Source organism: Tateyamaria rhodophyticola (genome assembly GCF_047777875.1).
Lineage (GTDB): Bacteria > Pseudomonadota > Alphaproteobacteria > Rhodobacterales > Rhodobacteraceae > Tateyamaria.
Window position 1 is genome coordinate 1,684,416 of record NZ_CP180519.1, and the last position, 16,232, is coordinate 1,700,647.

Here is a 16,232-nt window from a genome sequence, read left to right on the forward strand (position 1 = left end):
ATGAACAAACCCGTACAGGCCAGAACACTCAAAACACGCGCCAAATTGCTGGACGCCGCAACCGCAGTCGTGGCCGATGTCGGTTATGAGGCCCTGCGTGTCGAAGAAGTCGTGCGCCGCGCAGGTGTGGCCAAGGGCACGTTCTTTGCGCATTTCCGCGACAAGGATGCGCTGATGGATCATCTGATCGGCGCAGAAATGAACGCGATCCTGACCGACATGGCCAATGGCGCAGCGCCAAGAGATGTCCCCGACATGGTCCGCGCATTGCGCCCGCTCATCGCTTTTGCAACATCCGAACGTTACGTGTTTGATGTGGTTTTGCGCCACAGCGGCGCAGCCGCAATCACCGAAATCGGCCCCATAGCGCGCGCATTTGAACAACAATACCAGGTGTCCCTGCAGTGGGTCACGCATCCCGACCTGACCGTGCGCGAAGACATTCCACCCGAACTCCTGGCCGAAGGCATCGGTGCCTTTCTGATTCAGGCGATATCCCTGCAATTCTGCGCCTTGCACAGCGCTGTCGGCGTCGAAGAACGGCTCGAACCCTACTTGCGCGCGTGGCTCAAGTAAGCGGGATCACCAACCCCACGAGGATCAACAGCACACCGGCACTCAGGTTCATGCGCCGCAGCGCGCTGGGCGACTGGATCAAGCGGCGCGCCCGGTCGATGAACACCGCCATGCCCAGGTTGCCAACCAACGGGATCACCGCCGACAGACCGGCTATCATCGCAACATCCCATGGGGTCAACTGCGTCAGGTCAAAGAACCCAGGCAGCATCCCCATGTAAAACAGGATCGCCTTCGGGTTGCCGAGGATCACGGCAAGTCCCGCAACAAAACCGGCCCACATGCCTGGTCGTGTCAGGGTGCTGTCCGCTCCAATCGTTTTGTCTGCGCTCCGGATCACCGCGACGCCCATGACCACGAAAACCGCCGCCGCGACCCATTTCAACACCTCAAGGATGTCACCATAGAGCGACAGGATCCACGTGATGCCAAAGATCGCGAGCAGAGACCAAAGCACGTCGCCAATCACAACGCCCAAGGCCAGCGGCCACGCCGCGTGAAATCCACCCGACAGGCTACGCGCGATCAACCCCACCCATACCGGCCCCGGGGTCAGGAACAGCACGGTCAGCGCGCCCGCATAAAGCGCGATATCAAAAGGAGACAGGGTCACACCTGTACCGCCGCGCTGACACCATCCGTTTCGGTGACGTGCAGATACTGCGCCCGGTCCCCAAGGCTATCGAACAGCTCGGGTCCGGTGCCGGTCATCCACGCCTGCGCGCCCAAGGCGCATATCTCATCGTAAAGGGCCGCACGCCGCTCCGCGTCCAGATGTGCGGCCACTTCGTCCAAGAGCAACAAGGGCGGCGCCCCGAAATCGCGCGCCAACGCCCGCGCATTGGCAAGGATCAGCGACACCAGAAGCGCCTTTTGCTCTCCAGTCGAACAATCCTTCGCCGGAACATCCTTCGCGGCATAAACACCATACAGATCCGCCCGGTGCGGACCCATCAACGTGCGCCCCGCTGCCAGATCACGCCCACGTCCGTCCGCCAGCGCGCGCGCCATGTCATCCACCGTGTCCGGCATCCCCAATTCGCCGGGCAACAACGTCAGATCCGCCGCTGGAAATGCCGTCTGGGCCCCGGCCTGCGCCTCCGCCAGATCGGCCAACGCCTGCAGCCGGTTCATGTGCAACGCGACGCCGGTTTCCGCCATGCGCCGTTCCAATGCCGCATACCAATGCCCGTCCCGCACCATGTCTTTCAGCAAACGGTTCCGTTCGCGCATCGCCTTGTCATATTCCAAAGACAGCTGCGCGTGATCCGGAACAAAGCTGAGCGTCATCCGGTCCAGAAACCGGCGGCGCCCCTCCGCCCCTTCGATCCAGAGGCGGTCCATGGACGGGATCAACCACAACACGCGCGCAATCCGCCCAAGTGCCGTTTGCGCGGCAGCCTTGCCGTCAATGCGCACCTGCCGCGCCGCGCCCCCTTCTGACCAGGTCTCGACTTCATGCACTTGCGCCAGCGAATGCAGAACCGTGGTCAGCTTCCACCCTACAGCTTCGGGCCTGCGCGTCATGTCCTCCGCCGACGACCGGCGCAAACCCCGCCCCGGCGAAAACAGCGACACCGCTTCGAGGATATTCGTCTTGCCCGCCCCGTTCGGCCCGAAAATCGCAACCGGCCGCGTATCGAGGCCAAGGCGCACGACCTTGTGCGATCGAAAATGGGAAAGCGTCAAAGAGGAAAGGGACAGCGTCACCACCGTCCCTCGTTTCTTCTGGCTGAAAATACCACCGCCGGAGGCAAGATTTTTCTCAAAAATCTTACACGCGCATCGGCATGACCACATAGATGGCCGATGTATCGCTGCCTTCGCGCATCAACGTGGGATCGCCTGATGAATTGAACATGAACACTGCGTTTTCGCGGTCCACCTGGGATGCGATCTCAAGCAGGTATTTCGCGTTAAACCCGATTTCCAACCGCTCGTCGCCATAGGCAACAGCCAGCTCTTCTTCCGCGGCACCGCTGTCCGGTGCGTTGACACTCAGGACCAGCCGGTCCTCGTCCAGCTGCAATTTGACGGCGCGTGAACGTTCCGACGACACGGTCGCCACACGGTCCACAGCCTTGGCGAAATCGCTTGCGTCCACCTCCAGCTTGCGCGTGTTCCCCATCGGGATCACGCGCGTGTAGTCCGGGAACGTGCCGTCAATGACCTTGGACGTCAGCGTGATGTCCGGCGTGGCAAACCGCACCTTGGTCTCCGACACGCTCACCGCGATCTGCATGTCGTCATCATCCAGCAGCTTGCGCAACTCACCCACCGTCTTGCGGGGCACAATCACGCCCGGCATGTCGCTTGCCCCATCGGGCAACGCACTGTCGATCCGTGCAAGGCGGTGCCCATCCGTTGCCACGCAACGCAGCGACGGGCCATCCTCACCTTCGGACACATGCATGTAGACGCCGTTGAGGTAGTACCGAGTCTCTTCGGTCGAGATCGCAAATTTTGACTTGTCGAACAGGCGGCGCAGTTGCGGCGCGGGTACGGAAAAGTTCGACGCGTATTCCGACGTTGCCATCACAGGAAAGTCTTCCTTTGGCAACGTCGCCAGGGAAAAGTTCGATCGCCCGGCCTCTACCGTTAAACGGCCCGCCTGCGCATCCGCGGTCAGGGTGACAAGTGCCCCGTCGGGCAGTTTGCGCACAATTTCATGAAGCGTGGTTGCCGCGACCGTTGTCGCCCCGGCCCGCTCCACCTGCGCGGGCGCCTTGTCCACAACTTCGATATCCAAGTCGGTCGCACGGAACGTCACATCGGCGCCGTCCGCCTCGATCAGCACGTTGGCAAGGATCGGGATCGTATTGCGCCGTTCGACCACCGACTGCGCCTGGCTCACGGCCTTGAGCAGCACACCGCGTTCCACACTGATCTTCATTTGTCCCTCTCCCACCAGATTGCCGGGCCAAGAAAAGCCGGGACCGGCACACTAGCCCATAGCCCGACGTTCACAAGCATTTTATTGCTTGTCGGGCGTGGGCGAAGCGCCGTCAAGACAGGGTGGGTCGCAAAACGAAAAAGGGCACCGCGACGGGTGCCCATGATCCTGATTTTGACGCCTGCTCAGGCTTCGAGCGCGCGCCGGAGCAGTTCGAGGTCCTCGGCAATCTGGCCGTCCGATTGCCGCAGCTCTTCGATGCGGCGCACCCCGTGCATGACGGTCGTGTGGTCGCGCCCGCCAAACCGACGGCCAATCTCCGGCAAGGACCGGGAGGTCAGCTGCTTGCACAGATACATCGCCACCTGACGCGGCCGGGCATAGCTGCGCAGGCGCTTGGGACCGATCATGTCAGACAGGCGGATGTTGTAGTGCTCGGACACCTTGCGCTGAATTTCTTCGACGGTGATCTTGCGCTCGGACGCGCGCAGGACGTCGGCCAGACAGTCGTTGGTCAGGTCCATGTCGATCTTGCGACCCACCAGCGACGCAAACGCGAAAAGACGGGTCAATGCGCCTTCGAGGACGCGCACGTTGGTCGAAATGCGCATGGCCAGAAACTCAAGCACACCGTCCTCAACCCGCAGATCGGGATAGTTCGCCATTTGCTGCTCGACCTTCGACTGCAGGATACCAAGGCGCAGTTCGTAATCCGTTGGGTGCAGATCCACGACAAGACCGCATTGCAGACGCGATTTCACACGCTCTTCAAGGTCCTTGATCTCACCGGGCGCGCGGTCGGCGCTGATGATGATCTGTTTGTTCTGGTCAACAAGCGCGTTGAACGTGTGGAAAAACTCCTCCTGCGTGCTGTCCTTACCGGCAATGAACTGCACGTCATCGACCATCAGAACATCGACGGACCGAAAGATGGATTTGAAATCCATCATCTTGCGATCCCGCAGGGCCTGAACAAACCGGTACATGAACTGTTCCGCCGACAGGTACAGAACGTTCAGTTCGGGCCGCCGCGTCTGCAGCTCCCATGCGATGGCGTGCATCAGGTGGGTTTTGCCCAAACCGACGCCACCATAGAGAAACAGCGGGTTGAACGTGACGGGTCCGCCTTCGGCCACCCGTTTGGCCGCGGCATGGGCGAGCTCGTTCGGCTTGCCCACCACAAACGTGTCAAAGGTAAAGCGACGATCGAGGGGTGCCGCAGACAACAGCGAATGCGCCGACGGTGCCGTATGCGATACGGCGGCTGTGGCCGCGCGTTGTGTGCTGGGCAGTGCGGGCTTGGCCTGTGAATTGGCCGGCACACTGAAGCTTAGGCGGCGGATCGTCTCATCCTCGGCCTTGAGCTTGTGCAAAATCAGATCAGAGAAATTCTGGCTGACATAATTGCCCAGAAAATTTGTCGGTACGTCAAAGGTCGCAACACCGTCCTGGAGATCCCGAAACTTCAACGGCTCGATCCAGTTGGTGTAATTGTTCTGTCCCACGGTCTTGAGCAGTTGCTGCCTCAACTGCCCCCATTTCTCTTGCGTCATACGACCCTATCGTCCCTTCTTGCCAACCATTGTCCCACCGGCCTTCCCACAGGCCAAACTCATGTCTCAGGCAAATCGAACCCATCCCGCTGCCAGACGGCGCGAGCCCGATCCAATCGGATATTTACAGACGAGGGGCGTTACCAAGCCGTTATGAACGGGCCATCAACACCGCGCCTTCCGCACACCAATTTTTTGACAGGTCAGCGGACGAAAACACCGTCTCCACCAATCACAGGTCCCTTGCCAACGGCCCTGCACCGAACCAGTCCAAAGCTACAGTGCTTTGCCAGTCGGCCTGTCCCCCCAAGGCGACGCGAGTCGCAAGAAAGGTGGTAGCAAGTTCGTGAGCGGGCCGTCCATAGAACTTAATTATTGACTTGAGCTTTTTGCCGAAAGAATCGCAGCGCCCCTTGTTTTCATGGATAAAACAAAAAAACGCCGCAAAAAGCGGCGCCTTTGGTCTTGCAATCTTAAGGCGTGTTCAGCCCAGGGCTTTCACCCGCGCGGAGAGCCGCGACATCTTACGCGATGCCGTGTTCTTGTGGTACACGCCGCGGCTGACGCCACGCATAAGTTCCGGCTGCGCAACTTTCAGAGCGGTTGTTGCTGCTTCCTTGTCACCCGAGGCAATCGCCTCTTCGACCTTGCGCAGATAGGTGCGAATCCGCGAACGGCGCGCCTTGTTGATTGCGAAACGTTTTTCGTTTTGACGGGCCCGTTTCTTGGCCTGAGGCGAATTTGCCATGATTATCTCGTCCCAATGATTGGTGCGGTAGTTACAGAAGCCGCGTCTCTAGGAGGTGTCGCAACGCGAGTCAAGCCATTCTGGGCGGGGGCCGATTTTTGCAAAAATCGGGGGCACAGTTCAGCGGTCGCGGAACTGTGCCTCGCGTTTTTCCAAAAACGCGGCCATGCCCTCTTTCTGGTCTTCTGTTGCAAAGAGCGAATGGAACACGCGCCGTTCGAACAACAGACCTTCGCGCAGCGGCGTTTCAAACGACCGGTTGACCGCTTCCTTCACGGCCATCACGGACACCATCGATTTCTCCGCGATCTTTTCCGCAGCACTCATCGCCTCGTCCATCAGCTTTTTCATCGGAACCACACGGCTCACCAAACCGGCGCGTTCCGCTTCTTCGGCATCCATGAAACGCCCGGTCAGGTTCATGTCCATCGCCTTGGCCTTGCCCACGGCACGGGTCAGGCGTTGCGTGCCCCCGATCCCCGCCATGACGCCCAGGTTGATCTCGGGTTGGCCGAACTTGGCCGTATCCGACGCGATGATGAAATCGCACATCATCGCCAATTCGCATCCACCGCCCAGGGCATAGCCGGAGACGGCTGCAATCACCGGTTTGCGCACACGCACAATCGCGTCCGTTTCCGGGCCAAACAGGTCCTCGGTGAACACCTCGACATAGGATTTGTCCTTCATCATCGCGATGTCCGCCCCGGCGGCAAACGCCTTGTCCGATCCGGTCAGCACGATGCAGCGCACTTTGTCATTCGCCTGACAGCCCGCCATCGCATCCGCCAGCTCTTTCATCAGCTGGTCATTGAGCGCGTTCAGCGCGTCGGGTCGGTTCAGGGTGATCTTTGCAATGTGGTCTTCGACGTCGAGGATGATCGTCTCGTAGGCCATTGGATTGCTTTCTGTCGTTGCAGTTAAGGATCGTGCTTATCACGGGCGTGTCATCATTCAACCTATGTTTGACACGACCGGCAGTAGAACGATGAACGCCCCGACTGGACAATCCGTTCCACCGACCTGTCACATCCATCCTTTCGGCACGGCGCCCCCTCGCGGCCATAGACGTCGAACCGATGCTGAAAATATCCAAGCTCTCCATCGGCTTGCCGGAAATCCCGCAGGGATGACCCCCCCGCCTCGATCGCCTCGGACAGCACGTCGCGAATGATCGGGACCAATGCCGCAACCCGTGGTTTCGCGATCCGCCCTGCCTTGCGCACGGGCGAGATGCCGCCACGGAACAACGCCTCGCACACATAGATATTGCCCAGACCGGCAACGATTCTCTGATCCAGGAGCGCGGATTTCACGGGCGTGTTCTTGCCTTGAAACGCCTCGATCAGGTGTGCGTCGCTAAAATCATTGCCCAGAGGTTCGGGCCCGAGGACCGCCAGTAACTTGTGCTGATCCGCCGTGCGCGTGTCCATCAGGTCCATCGCGCCAAACCGGCGCGGGTCGTTGAAGGTGATCCGCGCCCCGTTGTCCATGTGCAGGACAACGTGGTCATGTTTTTCCGGTGCGGGGTGGTCATGCACAAACTGGCCTAGCGGATCGCCAGAGATCAGCATGCGCCCCGACATGCCCAGATGGATCAACAGCGTCTCGCCCGTATCCAGATCGGCCAGGATGTATTTCGACCGCCGCCGCAGACGCTCGACCCGCGCCCCGGTCAGCCGCGCGGCCATCCGGTCGGGAAAGGGCCAGCGGAGGTCAGGCCGGTTCACATCCGCACGCAAAATCACCGCCCCCTCCATCGCAGGGGTCAGGCCGCGGCGGACCGTTTCAACTTCGGGCAATTCGGGCACAGGCGGCACTCCTTCGGACCGCCCACAAATAAGGCGTGGCGTGGCCTCATGCAATCAGTAGCCATTGTCCTCAAGCTGACCAATCAGGAAATCACGCAGCAGATCGTGCCCTTCGATAAAGCGCGGCACCGCAATCTTGCGCCCGTCTTCGAAATACAGGGTGTAACCGTCCTGTTTCGTTCGCGCCCGGATCAGCTTGGTCAGATCAAAGTGGCGCGTCATCAGAAACGTGTTGGTACACGTCATGTCGATCCCGTCGATCACCAGACGAAAGCGCCAGATATAGACCCCGGTATACAGCAGCCCCGCCGCCACCAACGCATAGAACGAATATGGCGTTTGCCCGCCGACATCCGTCTGGCTTTCGATATATACCGTGAACCAGGCCAACAGCGGCAGAACAAGGAGAAAGCCGTACCGCCATCCTGCCGTCGACTGGAAAACGGCTGCCGACCCTTCGGTGCGCGCATCCTTGCGCCCGAACTTGAATATGGTCGCAAGATTGTCCTGCGGATTGCCCACCGGTGAAAGAACGCCATACCCGGCCATGGCGATCCGTTTGGTCAGCGACTCTTCCTCACGAATGTCACGTGGCGCGTGCATCCCACCGACAAAGCTCCGCAGCTTGCGTGTCGCAAACCACATGGCGATCCAGAAAATGGCTATGATGAACAATGTAAAATACATGCCCTGCGTCCTTTGCGCCGATTGACGATTTGATCCTTGTCCCTCACCTCATTAGGGACAAATGAGACATGACAAAGACGCAATTGGACCGTTTGGATGACTGAAGGCTTTGAGAACAAGACCCACTTCGGCTTTGCCGAAGTCCCCGAAAGCGAAAAGGCCGGGCGCGTACAGGGCGTGTTTGATTCCGTTGCGTCCAAATATGACGTCATGAATGACGTGATGAGTGTGGGCATCCACCGCATCTGGAAAGAGGCGATGATGGATTGGCTGGCACCCCGCGCCGGTCAAAAGCTGCTGGATGTGGCCGGTGGCACTGGCGACATCTCGTTCAAGTTCCTCAAGCGCGCAGGGCACGGCCACGCCACCGTTCTGGACCTTACCGAACCGATGCTGGTCGAGGGGCGCAAACGCGCCGAAGCCGAAGCGATGAGCGACAGCCTCGACTGGATCGTCGGCGACGCCATGGCGCTGCCTTTTGAGGACAACACCTTCGACGTCTACACCATCAGCTTTGGCATAAGGAACGTCACCCGCCCCCAAGAGGCGCTGGATGAGGCGTACCGCGTGCTCAAACCCGGCGGCCGTCTCATGGTGCTCGAGTTCAGCCAGATCCCGAATGACGGGATGCAGAAACTCTACGATCTTTACAGCTTCAACGTGATCCCCGCGATGGGCAAACTGATCGCGAATGACCGCGACAGCTATCAGTATCTGGTGGAAAGCATCCGCCAGTTCCCAGATCAGGAAACCTTCCTGTCCATGGTCCGCAAGGCCGGGTTCGAGAACGCGAAATACCGCAACCTCAGCCTCGGCATCGCCTGTCTGCATTCGGGTTGGAAAATCTGAACCCATGCGCGGACCGCACAACATCTTTCGCCTGATCCGCACAGGCGCCACGTTCGAACGCACGGGCGCGATGAACGTCATTCTGGATGCATTCGACGCGCCCACGCCGCTGCGCATCGTGGCCAAGGTGCTGGCCAAACCCTTCGCGTGGCTGGGCGAAAAGGGGGATCCGAACATGCCCCCCGCCACCCGCGCGCTGACGGCTTTGGGCCCGGCTTACATCAAGTTTGGTCAGGTCCTGTCGACCCGCCCCGACGTGGTCGGCCCCGAGGTCGCGCAGCAGTTGCGCGTGCTTCAGGACAAACTGCCGCCCTTCTCCATCGAAGAGGCCAAGGCCGAGGTGGTGCGTGAACTGGGCGCGCCCATCGAAACCTTGTTTTCGGAATTCAGCGCGCCCGTCGCTGCCGCTTCGATCGCGCAGGTGCACCGGGCCCGTCTGGCCGAAACCGGCGAAGAGGTTGCGGTCAAGGTGCTGCGCCCCGGCGTGGAACGTGCGTTTACCCGTGATGTGGACGCGTTCTACTTCGCGGCCAAGTTTGTCGAAATCTTTGCCCCCGGTGCGCGCCGCCTGCGCCCCACGGATGTGATCGAACATTTCGACAGCGTGGTGCAGGGGGAACTAGACCTGCGCCTCGAATCCTCCGCCGCCGGGGAATTCGCCGCAAACACCAAGGACGACAAGGGCTTCACCTTGCCGCAGATCCGCTGGGACTATTCTGCACGCCGGGTGATGACGCTGGGCTGGGCCGACGGTGTGCCCATGGGCGACAACGCTGCTATTGATGCGGCCGGGCATGACCGCCGCGAGTTGGGCGAACGGGTGCTGAAACTGTTCCTGATGCACGCCCTGCGCGACGGCTATTTCCACGCCGACATGCACCAGGGCAACCTCAAGGTCGCGCCCAACGGTGACATCATCGCCTATGACTTCGGCATCATGGGCCATATCGACGAATACACCCGCCGGGTCTACGCTGAAATCCTGTTTGGCTTCATCCGCAAGGATTTCAAACGCGTGGCAGAAGTGCATTTCGAGGCAGGCTATGTGCCCGCCGACAAGGACGTGGACGAATTCGCCCGCGCCCTGCGCGCCGTGGGTGAGCCGATCTTTGGCATGGACGCGTCCAAGATCTCCATGGGCCGCCTGCTCGCTTACCTCTTCGAAGTGACGGAGCGGTTCGGCATGGAAACCCGCACCGAACTGATCCTGCTGCAGCGCACCATGGTGGTGGTCGAAGGGGTCGCGCGGTCTCTCAATCCCAACATCAACATCTGGGAAGTCGCCTCGCCAGTCGTCAGCGACTACATCGAAAAATCAATCGGCCCCCGCGCCATCGTCAGCGATCTTTATAAAACCACGCGCGTTCTGACCCGTTTCGGCCCGCGCCTGCCGCGCCTCGTAGAACAGGCGCTGATCGCCCAGGCCAACCCGCAAACACCCAAACGCCGCGGTTTCTGGCGGTGGATTACACTTGCCGCCGCCTTGGGCGTCATCGCAGGCGGGGGTGTCATCCTCCTGATCGACGCACTGCTCTGATCTTCATCTCGCCAGATAAACTCCGGGGGTCTGGGGGCTGGCCCCCAGTCCGACGTCGCCTTTAAGCGATCCGCTCGAACGCCAGAGCGATTCCCTGACCACCGCCGATGCACATGGTGACCAACGCCTTGGACCCACCGGTCCGCTCCAGTTCATACAGCGCCTTCACCGCGATGATCGCCCCCGTCGCCCCCACGGGATGACCCAATGCAATCGCACCCCCGTTCGGGTTCACGCGCTCAGGGTCAAACCCAAGGTCGTTCGACACCGCCAACGCCTGTGCGGCAAACGCCTCATTGGATTCGATCACGTCAAAATCCTCCGGCGACAGCCCCGTCCGGTCCAAAAGGTTGCGCACCGCCGGAATGGGGCCAATCCCCATCACCTCCGGCCGTACCCCGGCATGGGCATAGCCCAGAATCCGCGCCCGCGGTTTCAGCCCGGCCTTCTCTGCTGCATCCGCCGTGGCCAGCACAATCGCGCCAGCGCCGTCATTGATGCCCGACGCATTGCCCGCCGTCACGGTGCCGTCCTTCTGGAACACCGCCCGCAATCCGCCAAGCGCGTCCATAGACGTCGCCTTGGGATGCTCATCAACCTCGAACGGCACCATGTCCCGTTTCACGCGCACCTCAACCGGTGTGATCTGGCTTGCAAAACGACCCTCTTCGATGGCGCGCGCCGCGCGCGTCTGGCTTTCCATCGCAAAGGCATCCTGTTGCTCCCGCGTGATCTGATGTTCGGCGGCCACGTTCTCCGCCGTCACACCCATATGCCCCGTTCCAAACGGACAGTTCAGCGCGCCCAGCATCATGTCGAGCGTCTTCACGTCGCCCATCTTCTGACCCCACCGCTGGTTGGGGATGATGAACGGGCTGCGCGACATGTTCTCCGCCCCGCCGGCCAGACCAAACTCCGCATCGCCCAGCATCAGCGACTGGATGACCGACACGATGGCCTGCACGCCGGATCCGCACAGCCGGTTCACGTTCATCGCGGGCGTCGTGTCCGGCACGCCCGCCTGCATCGCCGCCACGCGGCTGAGGTACATGTCGCGTGGTTCGGTATTGATCACATGGCCAAAGGCCACATGCCCGACCTGACCACCCTCAACCCCCGACCGTTCCAGCGCGGCCTTCGCCGCCGCAGTGCCAAGGTCAATGGGCGGCGTCGCGGCCAGCGATCCGCCAAAGGTGCCAATGGCGGTGCGCGCGCCGTCGAGGATAACGATGTCTTGGGTCATGGGGTGATCTCCTTTGATCCCACCATGCCCGGCCCATGGGTCAAAGTCAGCCCTTGGCCCTTGACGCGGACGCAACGGCACGTACACCGTTCCGTTATGACGGATGATACGGACGCTATACTCGCACGCCTGCCCGCACGGCTCAAAGAGGCCCGACAGGCGCAGGGCCTGAACCTTGATGCTGTGTCGAAACTGTCCGGCGTGAGCCGGTCGATGGTCAGCCAGATCGAGCGCGGCGAAAGCTCACCCACCATCGCCACCCTGTGGAACCTCACCCGCGCGCTACAGGTCGACTTTGCGGGCCTGCTTGAGGAAACAAGCGGTGCCGATATCGAGGCGCTCCGCGCCAAGGACGTGCCCAGCATCGAGAACCGCGGGTCCGGGTGCACCATCCGCATTCTTTCCGCGCCGGAGGACGCCGGTCGGCATGAAGTCTATGAGCTGCGCCTGACCGAAGGTGGCGTGCTCGACAGCCAGCCGCACCGCCGGGGTGCGCGGGAACAGTTGACCGTGATCGACGGCAAGGTCGAAGTGACCAGCGGTACGGCGACCGAAACCGCGCGGCAGGGCGATACACTCCGATACGCTGCCGACGTCGCGCACAGCATTCGGGCAGACCGACCGACGCGGGTGTTCCTGATCGTACATGATGCCTGACACACTGGCATAATCCGCTGTAACGGATTTTTGTCCTATATTATGAATTCCTCTATTTCGGAATTGTGTCCGTCATGTTAGATGATCTGGCAAAGGAGCATTCACATGACCGAACGATTCCTCGCCCAGGTAACCGACACGCTCGCGCAGATCGAAGCGGACGGCATGATGAAGCGCGAGCGTGAGATCACAGCACCTCAAGCCGCGCGCACGCGGGTCGGGGATCGTGATGTGCTGAACCTGTGCGCGAACAACTACCTCGGCCTTGCCGACCACCCGGACCTGATCACGGCGGCAGAGCGGGCGATGCATGAGAACGGGTTTGGCATGGCCTCCGTCCGGTTCATCTGCGGCACGCAGGACCTGCACCGGGAACTGGAACAGCGGCTGGCACGGTTCCTGAACAAGGATGACGCGATCCTATTTGCCGCGTGCTTTGACGCAAATGGTGGTGTGTTCGAACCGCTTTTAGGTCCCGAAGACGCGATCATCTCGGACGCGCTGAACCACGCGTCGATCATCGACGGCATCCGCCTGTGCAAGGCGCAGCGCTACCGCTATGCCAACTCGGACATGGGCGATCTGGAGGCGCAGTTGCGCGCGGCCCGCGATGCCGGCGCCCGGCACATAATGATTGCCACCGACGGTGTGTTCTCGATGGACGGCTACCTCGCCAAACTGCCGGAGATCACGGCGCTCGCGACGCGCTATGACGCGCTGGTCATGGTGGATGATTGTCACGCGACGGGGTTCATGGGGCCGAAGGGCGCAGGCACGCCCGCGCATTTCGGGGTTGATGTGGATATCCTGACCGGCACGCTCGGCAAGGCGCTGGGTGGTGCCATCGGCGGGTATATCGCGGGACCGCAACCGGTGATCGACCTGCTGCGCCAGCGCGCGCGGCCCTACCTGTTCTCCAACTCCCTGCCGCCTGCCATCGTCGCAGCAGGCATCGAAGCCATCCGATTGGTCGAAGAGGGCGACGCCCTGCGCGCACAGCTTTTCGACAATGCCACGTACTGGCGGACCGGTCTGGCCGCGCTTGGCTTTGACCTGTTGCCCGGTGAACACCCGATCATTCCCGTGATGCTGGGCGAGGCGCAATTGGCGCAGGACATGGCGGCGCAGCTGTTTGACCACGGCGTGTACGTGTCGGGCTTTTTCTTTCCGGTTGTGCCCAAAGGGCAGGCGCGCATTCGCACGCAGATGAACGCCGCCCTCACCCGTGACGATCTGGACCGCGGGCTGGCGGCCTTTGCCACTGTGGGCCGTGCGCTCGGGGTGATCTCATGAGCCTGAACACCCATGCCATTGACGGATACGCCGCGCAGGCCCCTGCGCTGATTGCCCAATATGATGCGGTGCCCTCTGACCGGATTTACGCCGGGGTGCGCGACCTGTTGCCGGGCGCACCTGCGCGCGTGCTGGACGTGGGCGCGGGCAATGGCCGTGACGCGGAATGGTGCGCGGCGCAGGGGCACACGGTCACAGCCGTTGATCCGGTCGCAGCCTTTGTGTCGGAAACCATGCGCCGCGTGCCGGCCGCGACGATCCTGCGCGACAGCCTGCCGGCACTGAAATCCGTGCGCGGCAGTTTCGGCCTGATCCTCGTGAATGGCGTCTGGCAGCACATTGACCCCACCGACCGCCGGACTGCGCTGACACGGTTGGCTGGATTGTTGGCGGATGGCGGACGCATCGTCCTGTCCCTGCGCCACGGGACGGGTCACCCGGACCGGCCAACGGCGCCGATTGACACGGATGCCACGGTGACCAACGGCACTGCCCTCGGTCTGACCTTGGTCCGCCGGGTGAATACCGGGTCGTTGCAAGCGGCCAATGTGGTGCGTGGCGTAACGTGGACCTGGCTGGTGTTTCAAAAGGGAGAGCGGGCATGAACCAGATGATCGCGCTCGAGAAGACGCACCCGCGTGAAGGGCTGTGGCAGGTGGAGGCACCGGTGCCGGAGATTGGCCCGGACGACGTCCTGATCCGTGTGGCCAGGACAGGGATATGCGGCACGGACATCCACATCTGGAACTGGGACGAATGGGCGGCAGATACTGTGCCCACGCCGATGATCACCGGGCATGAGTTTGCGGGTGAGATCGTCGATTTGGGGTCCAACGTGCATGACCTTGCGCTTGGGCAGCGGTGTTCCGGTGAAGGGCACCTGATCGGCAAGACATCGCGGCAAAGCCGTGCGGGTCGGTTCCACCTTGATCCGGCGACACGCGGGATCGGGGTGAATGAGCAGGGCGCGTTTGCGCAATATCTGCGCTTGCCTGCGTTCAACGTCGTGCCCTTGCCGGATGAGATTGACGACGATATCGGCGCGATCCTCGACCCGCTAGGCAACGCGGTGCACACCGCCTTGTCCTTTGATCTGGTGGGCGAGGATGTGCTGATCACCGGGGCAGGCCCCATTGGCATCATGGCCGCCGCCGTGGCGCGTCATGTGGGCGCGCGGCACGTGGTGATCACTGATGTGAACGCCGACCGGCTGCGCCTTGCCACCCATGTGGCGGACGTGGTGCCGGTGAACGTGGCGCAACAGGATCTGGCGGACGTGGTCAGTGGCCTTGGGATGACTCAAGGCTTCGATGTGGGTCTCGAGATGTCGGGCAACGCCCGCGCGTTCGATCAGATGGTCGAGGCGATGACCATGGGCGGGCGCATCGCGATGCTGGGCATTCCGCCGGGACGATCACCAGTGGATTGGTCCCGCATCGTGTTCAAGGCGATCACGATCAAGGGCGTCTATGGACGTGAGATTTTCGAGACCTGGTACAAGATGATCGCCATGCTGCAAAACGGTCTGGACGTGTCGGGTGTGATCACACACCGGTTCGCCGCGACGGATTTCGAGGCCGGGTTTGCCGCGATGAAGTCGGGGTCGTCAGGCAAGGTCGTGCTGGACTGGACCTAGGCTGCGGCGACGCCGCCTGCGCGGATCAGAGGCCTGCGCCCCGCTTCGGTCAGGCGGAACACCCGGTCTCCTTCGAACACGGCGGCGGTCAGCGGTTTGCCATAACCCGCGGCTGTGTCGAGGTTCACCCGATTGCCGTAATGTGTCGCCTCATGGATGGGCGTGTGCCCGTGCACGATCAGCTTGGGATGCGGTTCGGTGGCATCGTGGAATTCCTTGCGGATCCAGAGCAGGTCCTCTTCATCCTGTTGATCCAGCGGCACACCGGGTCGGATCCCGGCATGGGCAAAGAACAGATCATCGGTCTCATAGGTCAGCTGAAGACTGCGCAGGAAATCAACATGCGCCTGCGGGACGGCAGCAAGCGCTTCGGCGTGGACATCCTTTGCCCGCCGGTCCCCCTTCACATGCACGCCATATGACTCCAGCGTCGTGTCCCCGCCCAGCCGCTCGTGCAGCCAGTAGAGCGACACCATCATGTACGGGTCACTGCGCGGCGGCACTTCCATGAACCACTCGAACATGCGGTCGTGGTTGCCCTTGAGAAAGATCCAGTCGCGCCCCTGCGCCTTGCCGTCGATCAGGGTGTCGAGCACGGCATGGCTGTTGGGGCCGCGGTCGGTGTAGTCGCCAAGGAACACGATTTTCGCGTCCGTGCCGCCGTCGGATTCGATCAGTTTGAGGACGCGGTCCAACTCGGCCTTTTGGCCGTGGATATCGCCGATCGCATAGAGAGGGGTGGTCATGAA

General features: G+C 61.6%; 17 protein-coding genes. 7 read left to right on the forward strand and 10 right to left on the reverse strand.

Going from position 1 to position 16,232, the window contains the following annotated elements:
* Positions 1 to 576: a TetR/AcrR family transcriptional regulator gene (locus tag ACERHN_RS09945; RefSeq protein ID WP_415922478.1), complete on the forward strand. Its 576-nt coding sequence runs from the start codon at positions 1 to 3 to the stop codon at positions 574 to 576.
* Here ACERHN_RS09945 and ACERHN_RS09950 read toward each other — a convergent pair.
* The 8 genes from ACERHN_RS09950 to ACERHN_RS09985 form a co-directional block, all read right to left on the reverse strand.
* Positions 569 to 1,189, reverse strand: coding sequence for a LysE family translocator (locus ACERHN_RS09950; protein ID WP_415922479.1), 621 nt, complete (start codon positions 1,187 to 1,189; stop codon positions 569 to 571). The two genes, ACERHN_RS09945 and ACERHN_RS09950, sit on opposite strands and share 8 nt — an antisense overlap.
* On the reverse strand, positions 1,186 to 2,289 hold the full coding sequence (gene recF / locus ACERHN_RS09955) for a DNA replication/repair protein RecF (RefSeq protein ID WP_415922480.1): 1,104 nt from the start codon (positions 2,287 to 2,289) through the stop codon (positions 1,186 to 1,188). The genes ACERHN_RS09950 and recF overlap by 4 nt, the downstream gene beginning before the upstream one ends.
* A gap of 61 nt (positions 2,290 to 2,350) precedes the next feature.
* A complete protein-coding gene (dnaN, locus tag ACERHN_RS09960; RefSeq protein ID WP_415922481.1) occupies positions 2,351 to 3,469 on the reverse strand; it encodes a DNA polymerase III subunit beta in 1,119 nt (372 codons plus the stop codon).
* Between the two features lie 185 nt (positions 3,470 to 3,654).
* Positions 3,655 to 5,022 carry a chromosomal replication initiator protein DnaA gene (dnaA, locus tag ACERHN_RS09965; protein WP_415922482.1) on the reverse strand — a complete coding sequence of 456 codons (1,368 nt, stop codon included), beginning with the start codon at positions 5,020 to 5,022 and terminating at the stop codon, positions 3,655 to 3,657.
* A 484-nt stretch (positions 5,023 to 5,506) separates the two neighbouring features.
* The gene (gene rpsT / locus ACERHN_RS09970) at positions 5,507 to 5,770 is read right to left on the reverse strand and encodes a 30S ribosomal protein S20 (protein ID WP_415922483.1); all 264 of its coding nucleotides are present in this window, start codon (positions 5,768 to 5,770) and stop codon (positions 5,507 to 5,509) included.
* A gap of 120 nt (positions 5,771 to 5,890) precedes the next feature.
* On the reverse strand, positions 5,891 to 6,667 hold the full coding sequence (locus ACERHN_RS09975) for an enoyl-CoA hydratase (RefSeq protein WP_415922484.1): 777 nt from the start codon (positions 6,665 to 6,667) through the stop codon (positions 5,891 to 5,893).
* 62 nt (positions 6,668 to 6,729) lie between these two features.
* The gene (gene mutM / locus ACERHN_RS09980; protein ID WP_415922485.1) at positions 6,730 to 7,581 is read right to left on the reverse strand and encodes a bifunctional DNA-formamidopyrimidine glycosylase/DNA-(apurinic or apyrimidinic site) lyase; all 852 of its coding nucleotides are present in this window, start codon (positions 7,579 to 7,581) and stop codon (positions 6,730 to 6,732) included.
* Between the two features lie 54 nt (positions 7,582 to 7,635).
* Positions 7,636 to 8,268 (reverse strand): hypothetical protein, encoded by a 633-nt coding sequence (locus ACERHN_RS09985; RefSeq protein ID WP_415922486.1) that lies wholly within the window; start codon positions 8,266 to 8,268, stop codon positions 7,636 to 7,638.
* Between the two features lie 96 nt (positions 8,269 to 8,364).
* On the opposite strand from ACERHN_RS09985, the gene ubiE reads away from it, so the two are divergent.
* Together ubiE and ubiB are read left to right on the forward strand one after the other, a co-directional pair.
* Positions 8,365 to 9,117: a bifunctional demethylmenaquinone methyltransferase/2-methoxy-6-polyprenyl-1,4-benzoquinol methylase UbiE gene (ubiE, locus tag ACERHN_RS09990; protein ID WP_415922487.1), complete on the forward strand. Its 753-nt coding sequence runs from the start codon at positions 8,365 to 8,367 to the stop codon at positions 9,115 to 9,117.
* Between the two features lie 4 nt (positions 9,118 to 9,121).
* Positions 9,122 to 10,654, forward strand: coding sequence for a 2-polyprenylphenol 6-hydroxylase (ubiB, locus tag ACERHN_RS09995; protein ID WP_415922488.1), 1,533 nt, complete (start codon positions 9,122 to 9,124; stop codon positions 10,652 to 10,654).
* Between the two features lie 61 nt (positions 10,655 to 10,715).
* Here ubiB and ACERHN_RS10000 read toward each other — a convergent pair whose 3' ends face one another.
* Positions 10,716 to 11,897, reverse strand: a complete 1,182-nt coding sequence (locus ACERHN_RS10000) for an acetyl-CoA C-acyltransferase family protein (RefSeq protein ID WP_415922489.1) — start codon at positions 11,895 to 11,897, stop codon at positions 10,716 to 10,718.
* A gap of 96 nt (positions 11,898 to 11,993) precedes the next feature.
* On the opposite strand from ACERHN_RS10000, the gene ACERHN_RS10005 reads away from it, so the two are divergent.
* The 4 genes from ACERHN_RS10005 to tdh all read left to right on the forward strand — a co-directional run bounded on the left by ACERHN_RS10005 (position 11,994) and on the right by tdh (position 15,483).
* Positions 11,994 to 12,554 (forward strand): helix-turn-helix domain-containing protein, encoded by a 561-nt coding sequence (locus tag ACERHN_RS10005; protein WP_415922490.1) that lies wholly within the window; start codon positions 11,994 to 11,996, stop codon positions 12,552 to 12,554.
* A 105-nt stretch (positions 12,555 to 12,659) separates the two neighbouring features.
* Entirely contained in the window at positions 12,660 to 13,847 is a 1,188-nt protein-coding gene (locus tag ACERHN_RS10010) for a glycine C-acetyltransferase (protein WP_415922491.1), read from the forward strand.
* Positions 13,844 to 14,452: a class I SAM-dependent methyltransferase gene (locus tag ACERHN_RS10015; RefSeq protein ID WP_415922492.1), complete on the forward strand. Its 609-nt coding sequence runs from the start codon at positions 13,844 to 13,846 to the stop codon at positions 14,450 to 14,452. The genes ACERHN_RS10010 and ACERHN_RS10015 overlap by 4 nt, the downstream gene beginning before the upstream one ends.
* A 5-nt stretch (positions 14,453 to 14,457) precedes the next feature.
* A complete protein-coding gene (gene tdh, locus ACERHN_RS10020; protein ID WP_415922721.1) occupies positions 14,458 to 15,483 on the forward strand; it encodes an L-threonine 3-dehydrogenase in 1,026 nt (341 codons plus the stop codon).
* Here tdh and ACERHN_RS10025 read toward each other — a convergent pair.
* Complete coding sequence (locus ACERHN_RS10025) at positions 15,480 to 16,229, reverse strand: metallophosphoesterase family protein (protein WP_415922493.1); 750 nt, start codon at positions 16,227 to 16,229, stop codon at positions 15,480 to 15,482. The genes tdh and ACERHN_RS10025 overlap by 4 nt on opposite strands.
* Positions 16,230 to 16,232: the final 3 nt, after the last annotated feature.

Bases quoted from the DNA above. Each gene is read 5' to 3' on its own strand.
- ACERHN_RS09945 (WP_415922478.1), top strand. From the start codon at position 1: ATGAACAAACCCGTACAGGCCAGAACACTCAAAACACGCGCCAAATTG.
- dnaN (WP_415922481.1), bottom strand. From the start codon at position 3,469: ATGAAGATCAGTGTGGAACGCGGTGTGCTGCTCAAGGCCGTGAGCCAG.
- dnaA (WP_415922482.1), bottom strand. From the start codon at position 5,022: ATGACGCAAGAGAAATGGGGGCAGTTGAGGCAGCAACTGCTCAAGACC.
- rpsT (WP_415922483.1), bottom strand. From the start codon at position 5,770: ATGGCAAATTCGCCTCAGGCCAAGAAACGGGCCCGTCAAAACGAAAAA.
- ACERHN_RS09975 (WP_415922484.1), bottom strand. From the start codon at position 6,667: ATGGCCTACGAGACGATCATCCTCGACGTCGAAGACCACATTGCAAAG.
- ACERHN_RS09985 (WP_415922486.1), bottom strand. From the start codon at position 8,268: ATGTATTTTACATTGTTCATCATAGCCATTTTCTGGATCGCCATGTGG.
- ubiE (WP_415922487.1), top strand. From the start codon at position 8,365: ATGACTGAAGGCTTTGAGAACAAGACCCACTTCGGCTTTGCCGAAGTC.
- ubiB (WP_415922488.1), top strand. From the start codon at position 9,122: ATGCGCGGACCGCACAACATCTTTCGCCTGATCCGCACAGGCGCCACG.
- ACERHN_RS10000 (WP_415922489.1), bottom strand. From the start codon at position 11,897: ATGACCCAAGACATCGTTATCCTCGACGGCGCGCGCACCGCCATTGGC.
- ACERHN_RS10005 (WP_415922490.1), top strand. From the start codon at position 11,994: ATGACGGATGATACGGACGCTATACTCGCACGCCTGCCCGCACGGCTC.
- ACERHN_RS10010 (WP_415922491.1), top strand. From the start codon at position 12,660: ATGACCGAACGATTCCTCGCCCAGGTAACCGACACGCTCGCGCAGATC.
- ACERHN_RS10015 (WP_415922492.1), top strand. From the start codon at position 13,844: ATGAGCCTGAACACCCATGCCATTGACGGATACGCCGCGCAGGCCCCT.
- tdh (WP_415922721.1), top strand. From the start codon at position 14,458: ATGATCGCGCTCGAGAAGACGCACCCGCGTGAAGGGCTGTGGCAGGTG.
- ACERHN_RS10025 (WP_415922493.1), bottom strand. From the start codon at position 16,229: ATGACCACCCCTCTCTATGCGATCGGCGATATCCACGGCCAAAAGGCC.